Source organism: Mesorhizobium sp. M1365, from assembly GCF_040317865.1.
Taxonomy (GTDB): domain Bacteria; phylum Pseudomonadota; class Alphaproteobacteria; order Rhizobiales; family Rhizobiaceae; genus Mesorhizobium.
Genome location: NZ_JAMYLG010000014.1, coordinates 62521 through 84905, shown reverse-complemented (window position 1 = coordinate 84905; position 22385 = coordinate 62521). Strand labels below are relative to the sequence as shown.

At 62.8% G+C, this 22385-nt stretch carries 21 protein-coding genes and 2 tRNA genes; 12 read left to right on the top strand and 11 right to left on the bottom strand.

Translation table 11 applies throughout. The features are described 5' to 3' along the window. Positions 1–21: 21 nt before the first annotated feature. Positions 22–1023: a GlxA family transcriptional regulator gene (locus tag NKH04_RS17690; protein WP_352492622.1), complete on the bottom strand. Its 1002-nt coding sequence runs from the start codon at positions 1021–1023 to the stop codon at positions 22–24. A gap of 130 nt (positions 1024–1153) precedes the next feature. Here NKH04_RS17690 and NKH04_RS17685 point away from each other — a divergent pair, with 130 nt between their 5' ends. Further along, positions 1154–1981 (top strand): alpha/beta fold hydrolase, encoded by an 828-nt coding sequence (locus NKH04_RS17685; RefSeq protein ID WP_353044673.1) that lies wholly within the window; start codon positions 1154–1156, stop codon positions 1979–1981. Between the two features lie 124 nt (positions 1982–2105). On the opposite strand, the gene NKH04_RS17680 is transcribed toward NKH04_RS17685, so the two are convergent. Beyond that, positions 2106–2182: transfer RNA gene (locus NKH04_RS17680), tRNA-Pro, on the bottom strand. 160 nt (positions 2183–2342) lie between these two features. On the opposite strand from NKH04_RS17680, the gene NKH04_RS17675 reads away from it, so the two are divergent. From NKH04_RS17675 to NKH04_RS17665, 3 genes are all read left to right on the top strand, one after another. Then, positions 2343–2648 (top strand): ETC complex I subunit, encoded by a 306-nt coding sequence (locus tag NKH04_RS17675; protein WP_023677641.1) that lies wholly within the window; start codon positions 2343–2345, stop codon positions 2646–2648. Between the two features lie 56 nt (positions 2649–2704). Next, positions 2705–2781 (top strand) — tRNA-Arg (locus tag NKH04_RS17670). 59 nt (positions 2782–2840) lie between these two features. Beyond that, the gene (locus NKH04_RS17665; RefSeq protein ID WP_352771778.1) at positions 2841–4061 is read left to right on the top strand and encodes an anion transporter; all 1221 of its coding nucleotides are present in this window, start codon (positions 2841–2843) and stop codon (positions 4059–4061) included. 108 nt (positions 4062–4169) lie between these two features. Here the strand turns inward: NKH04_RS17665 and NKH04_RS17660 are convergent, their stop codons facing one another. The 4 genes from NKH04_RS17660 to NKH04_RS17645 all read right to left on the bottom strand — a co-directional run bounded on the left by NKH04_RS17660 (position 4170) and on the right by NKH04_RS17645 (position 7219). Next, positions 4170–4484: a cupredoxin domain-containing protein gene (locus NKH04_RS17660; RefSeq protein WP_353044672.1), complete on the bottom strand. Its 315-nt coding sequence runs from the start codon at positions 4482–4484 to the stop codon at positions 4170–4172. A gap of 11 nt (positions 4485–4495) precedes the next feature. Next, positions 4496–5020, bottom strand: coding sequence for a DUF4142 domain-containing protein (locus NKH04_RS17655; RefSeq protein ID WP_353044671.1), 525 nt, complete (start codon positions 5018–5020; stop codon positions 4496–4498). 104 nt (positions 5021–5124) lie between these two features. Then, on the bottom strand, positions 5125–5796 hold the full coding sequence (locus NKH04_RS17650; RefSeq protein WP_352684963.1) for an RNA polymerase sigma factor: 672 nt from the start codon (positions 5794–5796) through the stop codon (positions 5125–5127). Positions 5797–6049: 253 nt separating this feature from the next. Then, positions 6050–7219: a cystathionine beta-lyase gene (locus tag NKH04_RS17645; RefSeq protein ID WP_352684961.1), complete on the bottom strand. Its 1170-nt coding sequence runs from the start codon at positions 7217–7219 to the stop codon at positions 6050–6052. A gap of 427 nt (positions 7220–7646) precedes the next feature. Between NKH04_RS17645 and NKH04_RS17640 the strand changes: the two genes are divergently transcribed. The 5 genes from NKH04_RS17640 to NKH04_RS17620 all read left to right on the top strand — a co-directional run bounded on the left by NKH04_RS17640 (position 7647) and on the right by NKH04_RS17620 (position 14080). Next, positions 7647–8675, top strand: coding sequence for an amino acid ABC transporter substrate-binding protein (locus NKH04_RS17640; protein ID WP_254820740.1), 1029 nt, complete (start codon positions 7647–7649; stop codon positions 8673–8675). Positions 8676–8738: 63 nt separating this feature from the next. Further along, positions 8739–9926, top strand: a complete 1188-nt coding sequence (locus tag NKH04_RS17635) for an amino acid ABC transporter permease (RefSeq protein WP_352472636.1) — start codon at positions 8739–8741, stop codon at positions 9924–9926. A 4-nt stretch (positions 9927–9930) separates the two neighbouring features. Then, on the top strand, positions 9931–11088 hold the full coding sequence (locus NKH04_RS17630; RefSeq protein WP_352541629.1) for an amino acid ABC transporter permease: 1158 nt from the start codon (positions 9931–9933) through the stop codon (positions 11086–11088). A 69-nt stretch (positions 11089–11157) separates the two neighbouring features. Continuing rightward, positions 11158–11907 (top strand): amino acid ABC transporter ATP-binding protein, encoded by a 750-nt coding sequence (locus tag NKH04_RS17625; RefSeq protein WP_031212005.1) that lies wholly within the window; start codon positions 11158–11160, stop codon positions 11905–11907. A gap of 256 nt (positions 11908–12163) precedes the next feature. Beyond that, the gene (locus NKH04_RS17620; RefSeq protein ID WP_352920980.1) at positions 12164–14080 is read left to right on the top strand and encodes a multicopper oxidase domain-containing protein; all 1917 of its coding nucleotides are present in this window, start codon (positions 12164–12166) and stop codon (positions 14078–14080) included. A gap of 74 nt (positions 14081–14154) precedes the next feature. Here NKH04_RS17620 and NKH04_RS17615 read toward each other — a convergent pair whose 3' ends face one another. From NKH04_RS17615 to NKH04_RS17605, 3 genes are read right to left on the bottom strand one after another with little or no spacing between them, the layout of a single operon-like run. After that, a complete protein-coding gene (locus NKH04_RS17615) occupies positions 14155–14868 on the bottom strand; it encodes a nickel/cobalt transporter (protein ID WP_353044670.1) in 714 nt (237 codons plus the stop codon). A 30-nt stretch (positions 14869–14898) separates the two neighbouring features. Continuing rightward, on the bottom strand, positions 14899–15921 hold the full coding sequence (locus NKH04_RS17610) for a cation diffusion facilitator family transporter (RefSeq protein WP_502913408.1): 1023 nt from the start codon (positions 15919–15921) through the stop codon (positions 14899–14901). Next, positions 15918–16181 carry a metal-sensing transcriptional repressor gene (locus NKH04_RS17605; RefSeq protein WP_023719742.1) on the bottom strand — a complete coding sequence of 88 codons (264 nt, stop codon included), beginning with the start codon at positions 16179–16181 and terminating at the stop codon, positions 15918–15920. The genes NKH04_RS17610 and NKH04_RS17605 overlap by 4 nt, the downstream gene beginning before the upstream one ends. 104 nt (positions 16182–16285) lie before the next feature. Here NKH04_RS17605 and NKH04_RS17600 point away from each other — a divergent pair, with 104 nt between their 5' ends. After that, positions 16286–16957, top strand: a complete 672-nt coding sequence (locus tag NKH04_RS17600; RefSeq protein WP_352771166.1) for a TIGR02117 family protein — start codon at positions 16286–16288, stop codon at positions 16955–16957. Positions 16958–16984: 27 nt separating this feature from the next. On the opposite strand, the gene NKH04_RS17595 is transcribed toward NKH04_RS17600, so the two are convergent. Further along, a complete protein-coding gene (locus tag NKH04_RS17595) occupies positions 16985–18202 on the bottom strand; it encodes an FAD-dependent monooxygenase (protein WP_353044669.1) in 1218 nt (405 codons plus the stop codon). A gap of 19 nt (positions 18203–18221) precedes the next feature. Further along, complete coding sequence (locus NKH04_RS17590) at positions 18222–18467, bottom strand: zinc-finger domain-containing protein (RefSeq protein ID WP_254820632.1); 246 nt, start codon at positions 18465–18467, stop codon at positions 18222–18224. Positions 18468–18616: 149 nt separating this feature from the next. On the opposite strand from NKH04_RS17590, the gene NKH04_RS17585 reads away from it, so the two are divergent. Both NKH04_RS17585 and ppx read left to right on the top strand, forming a co-directional pair. Next, entirely contained in the window at positions 18617–20818 is a 2202-nt protein-coding gene (locus NKH04_RS17585; protein ID WP_352980660.1) for an RNA degradosome polyphosphate kinase, read from the top strand. Further along, entirely contained in the window at positions 20818–22350 is a 1533-nt protein-coding gene (ppx, locus tag NKH04_RS17580; RefSeq protein WP_353044668.1) for an exopolyphosphatase, read from the top strand. Before NKH04_RS17585 ends, ppx begins: the two co-directional genes overlap by 1 nt. Positions 22351–22385: the final 35 nt, after the last annotated feature.

Here is a 22385-nt window from a genome sequence, read left to right as displayed (position 1 = left end):
AGCGCCATTGCGCGGCTGGCCTCAGCTCTCTCCGCCTGCAATTACCGCTCGTTCCGTGCCAAAGCGCTTGCGATAGTCGCCGGGCACCAGGCCGGTTATCCTGGCGAATACCTTGCGGAACGAGCCGGGATCGTCATAGCCGACCTCCCAGGCGATCTGGTCGATCGACCGCATCGTGGTTTCCAGCATCTCGCGCGCCTTGCCGACGCGCAGGTGCTGGCAATATTCGGTCGGCTTGAGGCCGGTGGCGCTGCGGAACCTGCGCAGGAAAGTCCGCTCCTCCAGTCCGGCATGCCCGGCCATGGCCCCGAGCGTCACGTCGCGGGCGCCGTTCGCCTGCAGCCAATGCTGCACCTTGAGGATCGCTTCGTCGCCGTGGGTCAGCCGCGGCGCGAACGGGCTGTAAAAGCGTTGCTCGCGGCCCGGCGGGTCGACCAGCATGAAACGCGCCGTGTCCATCATGACGGTCGGCCCGAGCACCCTGTCCACCAGCTTGAGGCCGAGATCGGTCCAGGCCATGTAGCCGCCCGCGGTGATGATGTCGCCATCGTCGATGACCAGCCTGTCGGCATCGAGCAGAATGTCTGGAAAGCGTAGCGCCAGCGCGTCGCGATAAGCCCAATGCGTGGTCGCAGCACGACCCGACAGCAGGCCGGTCTCGGCAAGCACGAAGGCGCCGGCGCAGACCGAGCCGAGGGTCGCGCCTGCCGCATGACGGCCCCTGAGCCAGCCGGCATAGGGCGCGGCTGCTTCCCGAGCGATCGGATCTCCCAAGGTTGGCGGGATGATAGCCATGGCTGGTTCATTGTCGGCGCCGGGGTCGCTGTCGAAAGTGCAGACTACGGTCTGGCCCGCGTCCTCCAATTGCCAATGGCTGACGCGAAGCCTCAAAGCGTCCGGCGACCGATCGGCCGCCAGCCGGTTGGCCAGCAGAAAGAGATCGGTCAGGCCGAGCACGGCCGCTTCCTGCACGCCGGGATACAAGACAAGGCCGATTTCGATCAGATCAAGCGCAGCCGCCATTTGTCAGTTTTGCCACGTTGAATGTCCGTTTTGCCAATGCTCACCCTGGCCGCACTGTTATAATTTGTCCAGCAGAAGGGGGCTAAAAGCTTCCCTGTTACCCCCAACTTTTCCATTAAGGAGTAGGACGATGAGCACATTCACCACCCATGACGGCACCGAGATTTTCTACAAGGATTGGGGCAAGGGCCAGCCGATCGTGTTCCATCACGGCTGGCCGCTGAGCTCAGACGACTGGGACAACCAGATGCTGTTCTTCCTCGAAAAGGGCTACCGCGTCATCGCCCATGACCGCCGCGGCCACGGCCGCTCGTCGCAGACCGCGACCGGCAACGACATGGACACCTACGCTGCCGACGTCGCGGCGCTGGCGGCGCATCTCGATCTCAGGGATGCGATCCACATCGGCCACTCGACCGGCGGCGGCGAGGTGGCGCGTTACGTCGCGCTTTATGGCAGCGGAGGCCGTGTTGCCAAGGCGGTGCTGATCGGCGCGGTGCCGCCGATCATGGTCAAGACCGATAGCAATCCGGGCGGCCTGCCGATCGAGGTCTTCGACGGCTTTCGCGCCGCTCTGGCCGCTAACCGCGCCCAGTTCTACAGGGATGTGCCGGCCGGCCCGTTTTACGGTTTCAACCGCGAGGGCGCCAAGGTTTCGCCAGGGGCTATCGACAATTGGTGGCGCCAAGGCATGATGGGTGGGGCCAAGGCCCATTACGACTGCATCAAGGCCTTTTCCGAGACCGACTTCACCGACGACCTCAAGCAGATCGACGTGCCCGTCCTGATCATGCACGGCGACGACGACCAGATCGTGCCTATCGCCGACTCCGCGCTGCTTGCGGCCAAGCTGGTGAAGCGCGGCACGCTCAAGGTCTACAAGGGCCTGCCGCACGGCATGTGCACCACCCATCCGGAGATCATCAATCCGGATCTGCTGGCCTTCATCCAGGGCTGACGGCTTGCATATCGGACGGGCAGCGCGGGCTCGTGCTGTCCGTCCGTCGCTTAAGCATGACCGGCGACGGCAGACACGCTCGAGCGTGATCCGCTTGCGCTGCCGACGAGATTTGCTTGATGAATGGTCGGAGTGGAGAGATTCGAACTCCCGACCCTCTGGTCCCAAACCAGATGCGCTACCAGGCTGCGCTACACTCCGAACGGTCTGTTGCCTAGTGATTTCAGCCCGCCAAAGCAAGCGTAAAAAGCCCTCGGCCTTGCTGCCGGCGGCATTGCGCAGTAATGACGGGCTAGTGCATGGCCAGAGAACAGTAATGTGGTCTCGGGGTCGTGTGCTTGCAACCAGCAATGAGGTGGTCATGTCAGCCCGCATTTTCAGCCCAGCCAAAACCGCGATGCAGTCCGGCAAGGCCAAGACCGGCTATTGGGTGCTGGAATTCGATCCGGAGCAGCGCAAGAAGATCGATCCGCTGATGGGCTACACCACGTCCGGCGACATGCGAAGCCAGATCAGGCTGACTTTCGACACAAGAGAAGAGGCGGTCGCCTATGCCGAGAAGGAAGGGCTGGCTTTTCGCGTCGAGGAGCCGAAGGAAATCAAGCGCCGCCAGATTTCCTATGCGGAGAATTTCCGCTATGACCGCAGGACGCCCTGGACGCATTGATCCCATGCCGGCCCTGCCGGCGCCCAACAAATCAGCCGGTCATGCGGCCGGCCAGCGGTCCCGTAGCTCAGCTGGATAGAGCACCGGCCTTCTAAGCCGATGGTCACAGGTTCGAATCCTGTCGGGATCGCCAATATCTTCAGGTCCATTCCGGACAGGTTCACTCGTCAGTCGCACAGGATTTTCCAACACATGACAGCGATGGGCGCGGCGGCATTGCTGATCCTGGTCCTGACCTATGCCGGCGTCGCAATCGGCAGGATACCCGGACTGCGCCTCGACCGGGCAGGCATCGCGCTGCTCGGCGGTGCGGCGATGATCGCCATCGGCGCGCTCGACATGGAAGACGCCTACCGCGCCATCAGCTTCGACACCATCACGCTTCTGCTCGGCATGATGATCGTCGTGGCGCATCTGAAAGTGTCGGGCGCCTTTCGCGCGCTCGGTGGGTTCGCCATCGAGCACGCCCATGCGCCATTCATGCTGCTGGTGATGGTGACGCTGTTGACCGGCGTCCTCTCGGCGTTCCTGGTCAACGACGCCATCTGCCTGGTCATGGCGCCGATCGTCGTCCATGTCACCCGCGTCATCAACCGCAATCCGGTTCCCTATTTGATCGCCACCGCCACGGCGTCCAATTGCGGCAGCGTCGCCACCATCACCGGCAATCCGCAGAACATGGTCATCGGCGCGCTGTCGGGGATTTCCTACCCGGCCTTCTCGGCGGCGCTGGCGCCGGTCGCGGCGTTCGGCCTCGTCGCCGTCATCGTCATCATCCGCATCGTCTACCGCGCCGAATTTTCGCGCAAGGCCGAGCTCAGCCCCGAAGTCTATCGCGGCCGCATGCTGCCGGGGCAGGTGGTGAAGGCGGTGGTCGTCTGTGTCGGTTTGGCGATCGCCTTCTTCGCCGGCGTTCCAGTCGCCAAGGCAGCGCTGATCGGCGGCGCCATTCTTCTTTTGACCCGCGCCATCAAACCTGAGCGCATCTATCGCGAGATCGATGGGCCGCTGCTGTTCATGTTCGCCGGGCTGTTCATCGTCGTCGCCGGGGCGGAGAAGACGCTGCTGACGCCCGACATCGTCGCCTCGGCAAAGGACCTCGGGCTGAATGATGTGTGGCGGCTGTCCGGCTTCACCGCGGTGCTGTCCAACATCATGAGCAATGTCCCGGCCGTGCTGGCGCTGAAGCCGTTCGTGCCCGGACTGGAAAACCCCGAGCGGGCCTGGCTGGTCGTCGCCATGAGCTCGACGCTGGCCGGCAATTTCACGCTGCTCGGCTCGGTCGCCAATCTGATCGTTGCCGAGCACGCGCGAATCTCCGGCAAACCGCTGGGCTTCATCGCCTTCTTCAAGGTCGGCCTGCCGTTGACGCTGGTCACGCTGCTTGTAGGGACGGCATGGCTGGCAGCCTAAAAGCGCGTCGCATTCGACCGGCCTCGTGCGGCGCGCTTCAGGCTCTTTTTTTATGCATGTCGTTATCGCAAAACCGCTGCACGCTTTTGCGCGACATGCATCAGCCAGTCAGGGCGATGTCACCGTCAGATGGCCTCTCATGTTGGGATGGAAGCGGCAGAAATAATCGACCGATTCCGCCTTCTTCACCGTCAGGCTCGCCGCCTTCTTCGGCGGGATCATCACTTCCCAGGCGCCGTTGACGGTTGCCGTGTGGGCGAACACGTCCTTGTTCACCCACCTGATCGTGTCGCCGACCTTCGCCTCGATCTTTGCCGGCGAAAACACAAGCTTCTCGATCGTCACCTCGATGGTTTCGGCCTTGGCCGGCGCGGCACCCACGGCCAATGCCAGCGCAACCCACAGATGCCGCCTCGACGCCATTGGCTCGATCCTCACTTCAGCATGCCGGCGACGTGTTCGGCGTGCTGTTCGTGGCCCTGGAATATTTTCAGGCCGGTTTCCAGCAGGCTCTTCAGCTCGGCATTGCTGGCGGACGGGATCAGCAGAGTTTCGAGCGCGCCATTGACCTGCTTGTGGTAGGCCACCTCGTTGGCGACATAGGCCTTGTCGAACGCCGCGCCCTTGAGCTTGGCAAGCTTGGCACGTTCCTCGGCCGCCGCCTTGGTCAGCGCCTTGCTGGTCGGATTGTCCTCAGGCGTGACCTTGAGCTTCTTGACCAGGTCGAGAGCCTGTTTGTTGACCGCCTCGTGATCTCGCACCATGTCCTTGGCGAAATCCACGACCTCCTTGTTCTTCGATTTCTTCAGCGCCTGCTTGGCCGCCTCGACGTCAAGCACGCCTGCTGTGTAGGCGATATGTGCGATCTGCGGATCGGTCGGTTTGTCGGCAGCTTGCGACAAGGGCGCTGCGCTAAGCAGGAACAATGCGGCCAGTGCCGTGGTCGATCGAATAAACATGATGCTCTCCTTCGCCCCGACGCGGAACTGCATCGGGCTTCGTTTTCAGTGATGCTCATTGGATGCAGGTCGCCGCCAAACGTTCCCGCGAAAATCGGCGCGGCCTATCCGGAAAGACCGAGCCGCCGCATCACGGCATTGGTCAGCCGTTCGCAGCGCCGGCCCGCGAAGGGAAAGGCGTCGAGCAGCACCGGGCCGATCTGGTCGTCCAGCGCCTTGCGCACCAGCGCGCGGGCGCGGTGCAGCCGGGTCTTGATGGTTTCTGGTCGCACGCCAAGCAGTTCGGCGGTTTCTTCGATGCTCAATCCCTCGATGACGCGCGCCACGAACACCATCCGGTAGACATCGGGAAGACTGTCGGTTGCCCGTTCGACAAGCTCAAGGATCTGCCGTTGCGCCATCGTCCGCTCCGGATCGTCGCTCGGGTTGAGGGGAAACCGGATGATTTCGGCTTGCGGGTTTTCAGGCATCGCTACCATTCGCCGCCTTTTGCGCAAACGGCCGAGCGCTTCGTTGATGACGATACGCGATAGCCACGTGGCGAGCGAGGCATCGCCGCGAAAGGACTCGAGATGGGCAAAGGCACTGACATAGGCCTCCTGGACGATGTCCTCGGCCTCGCTGTCGTTACGCACGACGCCTCGGGCGATGCGGTAGAGCCTTTGGTTGTGCGTCTTGATGATGGTGCGGAATGCATCGCTATCACGTGCCAGCGCGCGGCCGACAAGCTGCATGTCGCCGGAAGCGGCGGGCGTTGCCGTCAACGCAGCAGGCATGGCCGATCTCCTGATAGGCTTCTCATCGGACATTGGATGAATCGGCCGACAAAAGGTTCCCGACCGATCCGCCGGCCGGCCTCGATCCGTTTCAAGCGCCGGCAGAGGCTATTCTAACGCCTCCACCACACCGGCGTCTCTATTTTGTAGACGCCGTGTCATCGGCTGATCGGTCGCCATGACATCACTCAGGATCGCAATTTTTCCAAGCTGTTACGCCGATTTCCTGACTCAGCCTGGAAAGGTGCTTGGCTCAGGCCTGTGCGGCCGCCGCGAGCCCGCGCGCCAGGTCGGCCTTCAAATCCTCGACATCCTCGAGCCCGATCTGCAAGCGCACCAGCGGCCCGTCATACGGGCCCTTGGCGATTGTGCGGTCGCCAAGGAATACCGGCACGGCAAGGCTCTCATAGCCGCCCCAGGAATAGCCGAGGCCGAAAAACTTCAACGCGTCGAGGAAGGCGTGCTGCTGCTTCTGTCCGCCGCCCGCGAGAACGATCGAGAAGATGCCGCTCGATCCGCAAAAATCGCGCTTCCACATGGCGTGGTCGGGATGACTGGGCAGCCCGGGATGCAGCACCTGCGCTACGCCCGGCTGACCCTCGAGCCAGCCGGCGAGGGCAAGCGCGCTCTTTTGATGATGCTCCAGCCGCACACCCATCGTGCGCAGGCCGCGCAGCACCTGGTAGACGTCGTCAGGCCCGGCGCAGCAGCCCATCGTGTTGAACGTCTCGAAAAGCTGCTTCCAGCAGTCCGCATTGGCCGACACGGTGCCGAGCAGCACGTCGGAATGGCCGGCCGGGTATTTCGTCGCCGCGTGGATCGAGATGTCGACGCCATGGTCGAGCGGGCGAAAGTAGAGCGGCGTCGCCCAGGTGTTGTCCATCATGACGATGGCGCCGGCGGCATGCGCTGCCTTGGCGATGGCCGGTATGTCCTGCACCTCGAAGGTGTTGGAGGCCGGCGATTCGGTGAACACCACCTTGGTGTTGGGCTTGATCAGCGCCGCGATGCCGGCGCCGATGCGCGGTTCGTAATACTCGACCTCGATGCCCAGCCGCTTCAGCATCGTGTCGGCGAAATTGCGGGTCGGATGATAGACGGAATCGACGATCAGCAGATGATCGCCGGCCGACAGGAAGGCGAGCAGCGGCAGCACCACGGCCGCCAGGCCGGACGGCACCGCGACCGTGCCGGCGGAGCCTTCCAGCGCATCGATGGCGCTGGTCAGCGCATCGGTGGTCGGGGTGCCGCGCGTGCCGTAGGTGTATTTCTGGCTGCGCGCCGCCATTGTCGCCGCATTGGGATAGAGCACGGTCGAGGCATGCACCACCGGCGGATTGACGAAGCCGAAATAGTCATGCGGGTTGTTGCCGGAATGGGCGAGCCGTGTGTTGACGCCCATCTCGCTGTCGTCTTTTGCCATTGCTTTTCGTCCCATGGGTTGGTCGTTAGCCATAGTGCGGCGGCATTGGCCGTGCAACCGCACCGCACTCGCCAGGCCAAGGTCTTGAATATGCCAATTCAGCAACGAGCCGTGGACCTGCGGGAAGGCTGCCAAGTGCGCTTGGCAACTCACGGTCGGACTTTGCCGGCTTTATTGGCGCGCTGGCCGATTTGCGAGCGCGTTTGTCTGCAATTTCAGGCATTTCAGGCAGTTGGTTTTCAAAGTCTTTCGGATTTGGTCATTTCCCTTGACCTCACAGGAATAATCGCCTTCGATGTTGTTCGTGAATGGGAGGCAGCGCGTCGGTTACGATGCGGGATTCCGGTAATGGGCCGGGATACATAGCTGCGTTCACACGGGAAAAAGTCAGGTTCGCCTGGAAAAAACAGAAAAGGGTCTGTGGGTCATGAAACACATTGCAATCGGCGTTTTGGGCGCCGCCGCGTTTGGATTCGCGGCTTCGGCGGCTTCGGCGGCCACGCTCGACGATGTCAAAGCGAAGGGCTTCATCCAATGCGGCGTCTCGACCGGTCTGGCCGGCTTCTCGGCGCCGGACGACAAGGGTGAGTGGCAAGGCATCGACGCGGACTTCTGTCGCGCTGTGGCAGCCGCCGTGTTCGGCGATGGCACCAAGGTGAAGTTTACGCCGCTCAGCGCCAAGGAGCGGTTTACCGCTCTGCAGTCGGGCGAGATCGACATCCTGTCGCGCAATACCACCTGGACCATCAATCGCGACACCGCACTCGGCCTGAACTTCATCGGCACGACTTATTACGACGGCCAGGGCTTCATGATCAACGCCAAGAAGCTACCGGGCGTGAACTCGGCGCTGCAGCTTTCGGGCGCGGCGGTCTGCGTGCAGAGCGGCACCACGACCGAGCTCAACCTTGCCGACTATTTCAAGTCGAACAAGATGGAGTACAATCCTGTCGTCTTCGAAAAGCTGGAAGAGGTTAACGCCGCCTATGACGCCGGCCGCTGCGACGTATACACCACCGACCAGTCGGGCCTCTATGGCATCCGCCTGACGCTCGGTGCGCCGGCCGACCACGTCGTGTTGCCCGAGATCATCTCCAAGGAACCGCTTGGGCCGGCCGTACGCCAGGGCGACGACCAATGGTACCACATCGTCAAGTGGACCTATTTCGCGTTGCTCGACGCCGAGGAACTCGGCATCACCAAGGCCAATGTCGACGAGATGAAGAACTCGGACAGTCCAGAGATCAAGCGCGTGCTCGGCCAGGAAGCCGACACCAAGATCGGCACCGATCTCGGCGTCTCTAACGACTGGGTCGTCAACATCGTCAAGGCCGTCGGCAATTACGGCGAGATGTTCGAGCGTAATGTCGGCTCGGGCAGCCCGCTGAAGATCGCGCGCGGCATCAACGCGCTGTGGACCAAGGGTGGCCTGCAGTACGCTCCGCCGATCCGCTGATCGAAAATGGATCCGGAAGGCAGATCGTCTGCCTTCCGGTCTCTCTTTCCAGGGGACTGTCGAATGGCATCGCAGGAAGTTCTTCGCGAGGAGCCAAGCCGCGGTTCCTTCATCAATGATCCTCGTGTCCGCGGAATATTCTTTCAAGCGCTGGTCCTCGTCCTGCTGGTAGCGGGGGTCTGGTGGGTTACCCACAACGTCATCGTCAATCTGACGCGCTTGCACATCGCTTCCGGCTTTGGCTTCCTCAGGGGCCGCGCCGGCTTCGACATCAGCGAAAGCGCGATCGCATATTCGTCGGATTCGACCTATTTCCGAGCCATCCTGGTTGGCTTCATCAACACCGTGATCGTTGCCGTCGTCGGCATCATCACCGCCACCATTATCGGTTTCATCGTCGGCATCGGCCGGCTTTCGCGCAACTGGCTGATCAGGAAGATCTGCACGGTCTATGTCGAGGTCTTCCGCAACATCCCGCCGCTGCTGGTCATCTTCTTCTGGTATTCCGGCGTGCTCGCCGTGCTGCCGCCGCCGCGCGAGAGCATCAATTTGCCGTTCGGCTCCTTTCTCAACCAGCGCGGCTTCTATTTTCCGCGCGCTGTCTGGGGCGAGGGCTCCTGGCTGATCCTGGTCGCCCTGCTCCTCGCCCTTGCCATGGCCTGGTTCGTCGCCCGCAAGGCGCGGCAGCGGCAGATGGCGACGGGCCAGCCGTTCCCGGTGCTGTGGACATCCATAGCGTTGATCGTCGGCCTGCCGCTGCTGGCCTACGCGCTGAGCGGCTTTCCTCTGACCTTCGAATTCCCGAAACAATCGACTTTCAACCTGGTCGGTGGCTTTCAGGTAAGACCGGAGTTCCTGTCACTCTATCTGGCGTTGTCCTGCTATACGGCCGCCTTCATCGCCGAGATCGTGCGCGCCGGCATCAGGGGCGTCAGCACGGGCCAGACCGAGGCGGCCGCGGCACTCGGGCTGCGCTCGGGATCGATCCTCAGGCTTGTCGTCGTGCCGCAGGCGATGCGCATCGTTATTCCGCCGCTGACCAGCCAGTATCTGAACTTGACCAAGAACTCTTCACTCGCCATCGCCATCGGCTATCCGGACCTGACGGCGACTGCCGGCACTGTCTTGAACCAGACCGGGCAGGCGGTTGAAGGCGTGGTGATCATGATGGCTGTCTATCTCGCGCTCAGCCTGATCACGTCGGCGATCATGAACGTCGTCAATGCCAGGATGGCGCTGGTGGAGAGGTAAGGCCATGCAGGAACACGACATGTCCTGGGTGCGGACGGAGATGGCGCTGGCCCAACCGGCGCCGTCGAGCGAGCGTGGCCTCACCGCCTGGATCCGCAAGAACCTGATTGCCACCACGGGCGACACCATTCTCACCATCGTTGGCATCGCGCTGGTCGCTGTGATCCTGCCCCAAATCATCAATTGGGCCTTCATCAACGCCCAGTGGACCGGACCGGACCGCTCGGTCTGCGCCACCGTGGCGCAAGGCGGCATCCAGCCGGATGGCTGGACCGGTGCTTGCTGGGCATTCGTCAACGCCAAGTTCGGCCAGTTCATGTTCGGCACCTATCCTATCGAGGAGCGTTGGCGGCCGATCGTGGTGGCCATCCTGTTCGTGGCACTGCTGGTGCCGTTGCTCATTCCGCGCGTACCGCGCAAGGGGCTGAATGCCATTCTTCTCTTTTTTGTACTGCCGGTCGTCGCCTTCGTTCTGCTGGTCGGCGGCATGTTCGGCCTGCCGCATGTCGAGACGTCGCGTTGGGGTGGACTGCTGGTGACGCTCAGCCTGTCGTTCGTCGGCATTGCCGTGTCGCTGCCGATCGGCATCGTGCTGGCGCTCGGCCGGCGCTCGAACATGCCGATCGTCAAGCTGCTGTGCGTGATCTTCATCGAGACGGTACGCGGCATCCCGCTGATTACGGTGCTGTTCTTTGCCAGCGTGATGCTGCCGCTGTTCCTGCCGGCCGGCGTCAGCTTCGACAAGTTCCTGCGCGCGCTGATCGGCGTGTCGCTGTTTGCCGCCGCCTACATGGCCGAAGTGGTGCGCGGCGGCCTGCAGGCGATCCCCAAAGGCCAGTATGAGGGCGCCGATTCGCTCGGTCTCAGCTACTGGCAGAAGATGGGCCTGGTCGTCATGCCGCAGGCGCTGAAGCTGGTCATTCCCGGCATCGTCAACACCTTCATCGGCATGTTCAAGGACACCAGCCTGGTCATCGTCATCTCCATGTTCGACCTCCTCGGCATCGTCAAGCAGAACTTCTCCGACGCGAATTGGGCGACGCCACAGACGGCCAGATCCGGCCTGGTGTTCGCGGCGTTCATCTTCTGGCTGTTCTGCTTCGGCATGTCGCGCTATTCAATGTACACGGAACGCCGTCTCGACACCGGCCACAAACGCTAAAAAGGGGACCTTGTCATGGCCATAGAAAACGCCGTCAGCGCGGAAGAGATCAAGGTCAATGCCGCCAAGATGCACATTTCCACCACCGATGTCGCCATCGACATCATCGCCATGCACAAATGGTACGGCGAATTCCATGTGCTGAAGGACATCAATCTAAAGGTGATGCGCGGCGAGCGGATCGTCATCTGCGGCCCGTCGGGCTCCGGCAAATCGACGATGATCCGCTGCATCAACCGGCTGGAGGAACACCAGAAGGGCAAGATCATAGTCGACGGCAAGGAACTGACCAACGATCTGAAGAAGATCGACGAGGTGCGTCGCGAGGTCGGCATGGTGTTCCAGCACTTCAACCTGTTCCCGCATCTGACCATTCTGGAAAATTGCACGCTGGCGCCGATCTGGGTGCGCAAGATGCCGCGGAAACAGGCCGAGGAAATCGCCATGCATTTCCTCAAGCGCGTCAAGATCCCGGAACAGGCCAACAAATATCCCGGCCAGCTTTCCGGCGGGCAGCAACAGCGCGTGGCGATCGCCCGCTCGCTGTGCATGAACCCGCGCATCATGCTGTTCGATGAGCCGACCTCGGCTCTCGATCCGGAAATGATCAAGGAAGTGCTGGAGACGATGGTCGGGCTGGCCGAGGAAGGCATGACCATGCTCTGCGTCACCCACGAAATGGGCTTTGCGCGCAAAGTCGCCAATCGGGTGATCTTCATGGATCAGGGTCAGATCGTCGAGCAGAACACGCCGGCCGAGTTCTTCGACCACCCGCGCCATGAGCGCACGAAGCTGTTCCTGTCGCAGATCCTGCACTGATCCTGTACGCCGGTTCGGGACAAGACCGGCGGATCACGCCTCTCTGTCTTGCTGGCTTCGCGCGTATTCGGCGAGCGCTGACCGTGCGCTACGCGAGAAGATAGCAAGCGTGCTTCAGGCCGTTCGAGTGGTCACGTTGCAACCTGGTAACTAGCGCCGGCACGGATCATAAGCGCGCCGGCTGCGTTCATTGCCATTGGGAGTTGTATAACGAGCCGCGTGGGCGCGTGCGGCGGCAGGTCACGGGTTCATCCTGATGCTCATCCAACCGATCGATTATTTCCTCGTCGTCTGGTTCGCGCTGGCGCTGGCTTCGACGCTTTACGTCGGCTTCGACCAATATCGCAACAATCCCGAGCCGGTGGTGATGAAATGGGGCTTCATCCTGGTCACCCTCTATATGGGTCCGCTCGGCTTGCTGCTCTACGTGCTCGCCGACAAGGAGCCCCGGCCGGGCGATCATGAACTCTTCACCCGGCCGCTCTGGAAGCAGGGCGTCGGCTCCACCATCCACTGCGTCGCCGGCGATGCCACCGGCATCATTCTTGCCGCCGCCGTCACGGCGGCGCTCGGCCTGCCGATGTGGATCGACCTGATCGTCGAATATCTCGCCGGCTTTGCCTTCGGCCTGTTCATCTTCCAGTCGCTGTTCATGAAATCGATGATGGGCGGCACCTATTGGGAAAACGTACGCAAGAGCTTCCTGCCCGAGTTCATCTCCATGAACTTCATGATGGCCGGCATGGCGCCGGTCATGAGCTTCCTGATGATGGGCCGCGACATGCGCGCGATGGAACCGACGGAGCTGCTGTTCTGGGGCGTGATGTCGATCGGCGTCATCGCCGGTTTTGCGCTTGCCTATCCGGCCAATGTCTGGCTGGTCGCCCGGGGGCTGAAGCATGGGCTGATGACGCAGCGTGCGCAGGCAGCCGGCATCGATGTCCGGGAGCAGCCTGCCACGAGGCAACATGCGCAGATACAAATGCAGCAGGCCGACGCCAGCGGCCATCGCGGGCAGCACCACGATATGGTTTCCCACAAAGGCAAAGGCGGCGGCCATCACATGGAGACGGATGCCACGACGCCGCAGGTCGCTGCCCTGGGTGCCGTCTCCCTGCTGGCGCTCGCCATCGGCATGGTCGCGCCGGCGAACTGGCTGAACCTGACGCTGTCGGCACGCGACGTCGGCGGGGTGATCATGCCGCAAGGCATGATCATGGATCGCGACACGCCGGCCGATACGATGCGTGACATGGCCGCTACCGATCCACGCCTCGTGGCCGCCTCTTATGGCCTGACGGCAAAGGGCGACCAGGAACTGCCGTTTCGGATGGAGAACGGCATCAAGGTGTTCGAGCTCAGGCCTTCGGTGGTCCGCTGGCAGATCCTGCCGGCCGTTGCGGTCGACGCCTATGCCTATAACGGCCAGATTCCCGGTCCGCGAATTCACATTCGCCAGGGCGATCGGGTCAGGATCAACGTCACCAACGGCCTGCCTGAGGAAACGACGGTGCATTGGCATGGCTTGATCCTGCCGAACCAGATGGATGGGCCGGCCGAGATCACGCAGCCGCCGATCGAGCCCGGGCAATCCTATTCATACGAATTCACCGCGACCCAGCACGGAACCTATTTCTATCACCCCCATGCCAAGCCGGACCGGACCCAGGCGCTCGGCCTCTACGGTGCGCTGATCATCGATCCCGCCAATCCCGCCGACGAGGTCGCGGCCGACCATGATTACGTCATCGAGCTTCAGGAATGGCTGGTGCGGGAAGGGCTGACCTACCCGTCGATGCCGATGGATGGCGGCATGCCGAATTTCTTCACCATCAACGGCAAGGCCTATCCCTCGACCGAGACGATCCCGATGAAGGTCGGCGAGACGCTCAAGGTGCGGTTCATCGGCACCAACAACGGCTTCATCCATCCGATGCATATCCATGGCGGACCGTTCGAGGTCGTTGCCCGCGACGGCGAGACGGTCCCCGCTTCGGGTCGTTTCCTTGCCGATACGATCAACGTCGGGCCGGGTCAGCGCTACGACGTAATCTGGAAGGCGCAGCGTCCGGGCAAATGGCTGATCCATTGCCACATCCCGCATCACACCACGAACAACAATGTCGAGGAAAAGGGCGGCGGCGGGCTGATGGTCGTGATCGATGTGACATGACCGGCGTCGCCTAGGCTCGTTCCAGCCGGTGCACCGGGCCGGACGCCATGCAGTGGCTGGGGCCAAATTTTCTCTCAAGCTGAGGTGATCTGCCAGACAGCGACGCCGGCAAGGGCGAGACCGGCGCCGCCCTCGATGGCCCGGGAGATGGTTTCGAACAGGCGTGGCTGGCGCGCGAAAAACTGTACAAGCCGTTCCCGAAACAGGATCGACAACACGGCGACACAGGACAGCGTCAGCGCCACGCCGACCATCATGGTGACGGCAAACAGGGCGCCCGCCGCCGGAACCCCCCTGGAGATTGCGAAAGTCATCGCGAAAAGCGTCAGCGGGCATGGGATCAGGCCTGCCGTGACGCCGACAGCCTCGCCCTCGTGCCTGTGATGATGGCTGTGGCTCAACGCGCGCCAGATCATCCAGACGCCAATGAGGCCGAGCAGCCCGCGACTGATATGCTCCAGAAGCGGAGCGCGGCCGACGCTGCCCAATGCTATTGAGACCAGTGGCAGCGAGAGAGCCGCAATCAGAACGGCAATCGTCACATGCGTGAACGATAGCGTGATAGATACGAGCAGACCACGCGAGACCTTCGCATCCGAACCGGCAAGATAAGTCGCCAGGACGGCCTTGCTGTGCCCCGGCGTCAGCGCATGGGCAGCCCCGAACACGACGCCCATCGGCAGGAAGGCCATGAACGCCAGCCAATTGCCTCCGGCCGCAAGCAGTTGGATCTGTTCGCCGAGCGTCAGATAGATCGTGCGCTGAAATTCGACGAGCGTCTGGAACATCGGACGAGACTAGCAGAAAATCGGCGAGCGTCAGTGCATGTGGCCGTGGTCGTGCGTGTGCTCGTGAGGATGGTCGTTCTCTCCACGTTCCGTTGAAAACCGCACATTCGCCTCAGCCAGGGCCGGTATATGCTGGGATAGTTCGTCCTTCAGCGCTGCGGCGATCTTGTTGGCCGCCGACAGCGGCAGGGTTTCGTCCGCGGCAATTGCGATGTCGGCGTGCAATCTATGACCGATCCAGCGCGCCTTGGCATCGACAATGCGCGCGCCCGGAACATGCTCGGCGGCATGTCGGATTTCGTCTATCACACCGGGTTCGATTCCATCCAGCATGCGGGTCAGCACCGAGCGGGCCGATTGCCAGACGATACCGAAGATCGCAATCGTGATCAGCAGGCCGACGATCGGATCGGCCAAGGAAAAGCCGAACCAAACGCCGATGGCTCCGATGACCACGGCAAGGCTGGTAAGTCCATCTGTGCGGGCGTGGTAGCCGTCGGCAATCAGTGCCGCGCTGTTGATTTCGCGGCCGACGCGGATACGGAACACGGCAACCGCCTCGTTGCCGAGGAAGCCGACAATGCCCGCCGCCGTTAGCCAGCCGAGGTGTGTCACCACTTGTGGATTGATCAGCCTGTCGATGGCTTGGTAGGCGGCGACTACAGCGCTGAACAGGATGATGAGCACGATGATGATGCCGGCCAGATCCTCGACCCGGCCCAAGCCATACGTGAAGATCCGCGACGGCTTGCGCCGCGCCAGAACGAACGCAATCCAGAGCGGGATCGCCGTGGTCGCGTCGCCGATGTTATGGATCGTGTCGGCCAGCAATGCCACGCTCCCCGACAACGCAACCACGACCATCTGCAATGCCGCGGTGATGGCCAGGATCACGAACGACCATTTGATTGCCCAGATGCCCCGGTCGGTGGTGGCAATTGTCGCGTCGATGACGCCATGGCTGTGACCGTGCGGACCGTGATCGCCGTGATGATGTGCGGCGTGCGAGCCGAACCCGAGCCAGTCCAGAATGCGGGCTACGATGGCATTCATAGATATTTCGCCAGCTGCTTGAGTTCCGCCAGCGAGTTGCCGCCGGTTTCGACGCTGTCGGTCAGGCAATGCTCGATGTGATCGTTGATCAGCTCGCGCTTGGCGCTGCTGATGGCCCTTTCGACGGCATGAAGCTGCTGCGCCAAGTCAACGCAAGGGCGATGCGCCTCGATCATCGCCAGCACCGCCGCAAGGTGGCCTTGCGCGCGCTTCAGGCGCTTTATGATGGAAGGATGCGAGGCGTGGAGGTGATCTGACATGCCTCAGCGTATCCTCCCGGGGAGGATACGCGTCAAGCTCTAAGTCAGCTGTGCAACTTTCGGAGGGGCTTCACCTTGAGCATTGCTTGTTCTATGCCTTTCCCATGAAGAAGCTTGCCCGTTTTCTTGGCCTGCTGGTCGTTGCAGCAGTCCTTGCGGTGGCATTGGGCACACTGCTGCCGCGCCCGCTCTGGCCGGCGGCAGTTGCCGATCCGATCGGCTCAAGCCACCGCATCCTGGTGCTGAAAAATCCGATCCACACCGACATCGCCATCCCGGTCGACGACGATGTGCGCCGGCGCTTCCATTTCCTGGTCGATGCCGGCATTCCAGCAGACGTGGCGGAGGTCCGCTACATCGTCTTCGGCTGGGGCGGCCGCGCCTTCTATCTCGAGACGCCGACCTGGTCGGAACTGAAGGCAGTGCCGGTGATGAAGGCGCTGACCGTCGATGCCTCGGTGATGCATGTCGACATTTCAGGCGAAATCGCCGAGCCGCATCCCGACGTCGCCGGCTTCGACATCGGCGAGGAGCGGTTTACGGCGCTGCTCGATTACATTGCGGGAAGCTTCCGGCAGGGACCGAGCGGGGCCATGCCGATCGAGAATGCGGCGTATTCCCGTTTCGATCGTTTCTTCGAAGGCAATGGCCGTTTCAACGCGCTGGTCGGCTGCAACACCTGGGCGGCGGCGGCACTGCGCACCGCCGGGCTGCGCACCGGCTGGTGGAACCCGCTGCCGGCATCGCTCGGCCTGTCGATGCGGCTTTACAATTGACCGGGCGACTTAGGACCGCCGAACGTCCTACGCCCGCCAGCCGTAGAGCCAGTCGAGATCGGCGGCGAGTTTTTCGGGCGAGCGCATCGCCAGGAACAGGTTGCGGGCCATCGCCACCGGCCCGGCCGCATGCCAGGCGAGGCGATTGACGGCGCCGCGGCGGGCGACCTGGGCGACGCGCGGCCGCCGCGCCTGTTCCCAGGCGGCAAGCGCCCCCTCAAGATCGGCTGTGGAGGCCGCAACGAAGCCGGCAAGCGTCGCCGCGTCCTCGATCGCCATCGCCGCGCCCTGTGCGGCAAACGGCGTCATCGCGTGCGCCGCATCGCCGATCAGCGCGATGCCTTGCGGCGTCGTCCACCGCCGCTGCTCGACAATGTGGATCGGCCATGCCGTCCACTGCGCCGCCTCGTTCGCTAGGCGAACCAGCGCCGGCGCGGTACCGCGCATGGCGCTGGCGAGGCTGGCGGGGTCGGCATACCCCGACCAGCCTTCGGCGATGCGCTCGCCCTTGGTGAAGGCCGCGAGGTTGAAGACAGTGCCACGGCTGACCGGATAGGCGACCATATGGAAGCCTGGATGGAGGAATGCGGTAACGCAATCGGGCGCACCGATCGCCCTGAAGGCTTGTCCGGCAAGGCTGTCCGCGGCCACCGTGGCGCGCCAGGCAAGCTCGCCCGAAAACCGGCTTCTCCGGAAATCGGCTGCGTTGCGGGCAAGCGTTTCTCGCACCGACGACCAGACGCCATCGGCGCCGACCAGCAACGATGCTTCGGTTTCGATGGTCGTGCCGGCAATCTCGACTGTTGCGGTGATGCCATTCGGTCTGGTTGCGACGCCGCAGACGCGGGCACCGGTGACAAGCTCGACCTTGGGCCGCTCGGCTATCCGCTGCATCAGCGCTGACTGCAGATCCGCGCGGTGGGCAACGAGATAGGGCGCTCCCCAGCGCGTGTCGGCCGCCTGGCCAAGCGGTACGCGCGCCAGCTTGCGCAGCGTGGCGGCATCCTTGAGCACGACTGCCTCCGGGCGCACCGCCGTCGCCAGCAGCCGATCGAGTACGCCGAGCTGCCGTAGGATGCGCGTCGCGCTGGGCGAAAGCTGGATACCGGCGCCGGCAGCCTCGAGGTGCTGCGCCTGTTCGAACAGTTTTACCCGATAGCCGCGCTCGGCGAAGGCCAGTGCCGCGGTCAGCCCGGCGACGCCCGCCCCGGCGATGACCACCTGCCGGGACTGCGTTTCCTGCATCAGGCTTGTCGCGGAAGAATCAGGCGGCCTGGTCGATATAGAGGCAGCCCGGCGGCTGCGTTTCCAATGCCTTCAGTTTCGGCGAATAGCGATAGAGCGTCGAGCAATAGGGGCAGACCTTTTCATTGTCGTCGCCCATGTCGAGAAATACATGCGGATGGTCGAAAGGCGGATTGGCGCCGGTGCACATGAATTCCTTGACGCCGATGTCGATTGCCGGGTAGCCCGCATCGTTCTGGAAATGGGGAATGGAACCGCCTGCCATCGTCGTCTCCTGATCTCGTCGATTGCATCTGGATCATAACCCGTCTCTTTGCAAGATCGATGAAATGAAACTGTCGCAAAAGCCTGTCAGAGGATAAGTTAAGCCGGTTAAGGCTGTGCTCGTCGAACGGTGTGGGAAGAGCGGGAACCATGAACGAACTGAAGCCGGTGCAGAACGAATTCATCACCGTCGAGGCGGCGAGCCCCGAAGGCGGCAATCCCGATCGCTTCGTCAATCGCGAGTTTTCCTGGCTGCAATTCAACCGGCGCGTGCTCGAGGAATCGCTGAACGCCAATCACCCGCTGCTCGAGCGCGTTCGCTTCCTGTCGATATCGGCCGCCAACCTCGACGAGTTCTTCATGGTCCGCGTCGCTGGTCTTGCCGGCCAGGTGCGCGAAGGCATCGTGCTGAAGAGCCCGGATGGGCGCACTCCCGAGCAGCAGCTCGAACAATTGCTGCGCGAGGTCGAGCGCCTGCAGGAGGACCAGCAGAACAGCCTTTCGGCGCTGATGCTGCTGCTCGACAAACAAGGCATCGAAAGCATCACCCGCGATGGCCTGACCAAGGACGAGAAGACCTGGCTCGAGGACCATTTCCAGGAGCAGGTATTTCCGGTCCTGACGCCGCTGTCGATCGACCCGGCGCATCCGTTTCCGTTCATTCCCAATCTCGGTTTCTCGATGGCGCTGCAATTGCGCCATCGCAAGAACGGCGAGGAAATGAGCGCGCTTCTGCGCCTGCCGGTGGCACTGAGGCGCTTCATCCGTTTGCCGGATCGCAAGCATCATGTCCGCTTCATTCCGCTCGAAGAGGCGGTCAGTCTCTATATCGGCAAGCTGTTCCCCGGCTATGAGGTCAAGGGCTCCGGCACGTTCCGCATCATCCGCGACAGCGATATCGAGGTCGAGGAAGAATCAGAGGATCTGGTGCGGCTGTTCGAGACGGCGCTGAAGCGCCGACGCCGCGGCTCGGTCATCCGCATCGAGTTCGACAAGCTGATGCCGGCCGAATTGCGCGATTTCGTCGCCGGCGAGCTCGGCGTCTCGGCAAGCCGGATCAGCGTGCTCACCGGTCCGCTGGCGCTCAGCCAGATCTCGGAGATCGTCGCCGTCGCCCGCGACGATCTGAAATTCACCCCCTACAATCCGCGCTTTCCCGAGCGCATCCGCGAGCATGGCGGCGATTGTTTTGCGGCGATCCGCGAGAAGGACATCATCGTCCACCATCCTTACGAATCTTTCGACGTGGTGGTGCAGTTCCTGCGCCAGGCAATGGCCGACCCGGAAGTGGTGGCGATCAAGCAGACGCTCTACCGCACCTCCAACGACAGCCCGATCGTACGCGCTCTGGTCGACGCCGCCGAGGCCGGCAAGTCGGTGACGGCGCTGGTCGAGCTCAAGGCGCGCTTCGACGAGGAGGCCAACATCCGCTGGGCCCGCGACCTCGAGCGCGCCGGCGTCCAGGTCGTCTTCGGCTTTCTCGAACTGAAGACCCATGCGAAGATGTCGCTGGTGGTGCGGCGCGAGGATGGCAGGCTGCGCAATTACGTGCATCTGGGCACCGGCAACTACCACCCGGTCACGGCACGCATCTACACCGACCTGTCCTTCTTCACCACCGATCCGACGATCGCGCGCGATGTCGCCCAATTGTTCAACTTCATCACCGGCTATGCCGAGCCGGCCGAGCAGATGCGGCTGGCCATCTCGCCGTTTACGCTGCGCGACCGCATCCTCCAGCACATTTCGGATGAGATCAGCCACGCGCTGGAGGGCAGGCCGGCCCGCATCTGGATGAAGATGAACGCCTTGGTCGACCCGATCGTCATCGATGCGCTCTACGATGCCAGCCGCGCCGGCGTCGAGATCGATCTCGTCGTGCGCGGCATCTGCTGCCTGAGACCGCAGGTGCCCGGCCTATCGGAGAACATTAGGGTGAAGTCGATCGTCGGCCGTTTCCTCGAGCACAGCCGCATCTATTGCTTCGGCAACGGCCACGGCCTGCCCTCGGACGGGGCGATCGTCTATATCTCCTCGGCCGATCTGATGCCGCGCAATCTCGACCGCCGCGTCGAGACCATGGTGCCGATCACCAATCCAACTGTGCATGAACAGGTGCTCGGCCAGATCATGCTCGGCAACATCATGGACAACCAGCAAAGTTTCGACGTATTGGCTGACGGAACCTCCCGGCGCGTCGTGCTGGAGGAGGGCGAGGAACCGTTCAACGCGCAGGAATATTTCATGACCAATCCGAGCCTGTCCGGACGGGGCGATGCGTTGAAGTCGCATGCGCCCAAGCGCATCGCGCAGTTCAAGCGCCGCAAGAAACAGAACGCAGCGACGGGCTGATGATTTCAGCGTCCCAGGGCCGGCTTCAGGACCGCCGACCGCTGTCCATCATCGATATCGGATCGAACTCGATCCGTCTTGTCATCTATGAGGGGCTGGCGCGTTCGCCGACCTTGCTGTTCAACGAAAAGATGCTGGCCGGCCTCGGCCGCGGCATCGTTTCGACCGGAAAGCTCGATCCCGAGGCGGTGACGCGCTCGATGGAAGAGTTCCGCCGTTTCCGCGCACTCTCCGACCAGGCCGGCGCCGAGCGCATGTATGTGCTGGCGACCGCCGCCGCTCGCGAGGCCGTCAACGGCCCCGACTTCATCCACCGCGCCGAGGATGTGCTCAAGACCGAGATCCAGGTGCTGAGCGGCCGCGAGGAAGCCCATTATTCGGCGCTCGGCGTCATTTCCGGTTTCCATCCGGCCAACGGCATCGCCGGCGATCTTGGCGGCGGCAGCCTCGAGCTGATCGACATCGATGGTGAGACGATCGGTGACGGCATCACGCTGCCGTTGGGCGGCCTGCGCCTGCAGGACATGGCGAAGAACTCGCTGACCCAGGCGGCAAGGATCACGCGCGAGCAACTGGCGCGGGCGAAATTGCTGAAGGGCGGGCAGGGCAGGGCGTTCTACACGGTCGGCGGCACCTGGCGAAATCTCGCCCGGCTACACATGGAAATGACCAACTACCCGCTCGGCGTCATGCACCATTACGAGATCGGCATCGAAAGCGCCGCGAACTTCCTCCGGCAGGTCGCCAAAGCCGAGATCGACAAGATCAAAGGCATCGAGGGCATCTCCAAGAACCGTCGCTCGCTGCTGCCCTATGGCGCCATCGTGCTGCAGGAGATCATGGCGGCGATGCAGCCGTCGAAGATCATCGTGTCGGCGCTGGGCGTGCGCGAGGGCTTTCTCTATTCGCTGCTCGACAAGGCCGAGCAGAAAGCCGATCCGCTGATCTCGGCGGCGGAAGAGCTTGCCCGCCTGCGCTCGCGCTCGGTCGACCACGCGCATGAGCTTGTCGAGTGGACCGGCAAGGCGTTCGCCGCCTTCGGCATCGACGAGACCAGGGATGAGGCGCGCTACCGCCACGCCGCCTGCCTGCTCGCCGATATCGGCTGGCGTGCCCATCCCGAATATCGCGGCAAGCAATCGCTCAACATCATCGCCCACGCCTCCTTCATCGGCGTCGATCATCCCGGCCGCGCCTTCCTGGCGCTTGTCAGCCTGTTTCGCCACGAGGGCGTGTTCAATGAAGCCGCTCCGGAAATCCGCGGACTGGCGACACCGCGCTATCTCGAGCGCGCCCGTGTGCTGGCCGCCCTGCTGCGTGTCGTCTATTTGCTGAGCGCGGCAATGCCCGGCGTCATGCCGCGACTGAAATGGGAACACCGCGGCAATGGCGTGCTGGCGCTGGTGCTGCCGGCAGCGCTGGCCGATCTTTACGGCGAGCGCCCCGCCGGCCGGCTGGCACAACTGGCAAGGGTCACCAATCGCCGGCTGGTGCTGGCGGTCGAGGGCGGGCCTAGTATTTCAGTGAAGTAGTTTCAGGCACGACGCCAATTGGATGTGGCAATTCG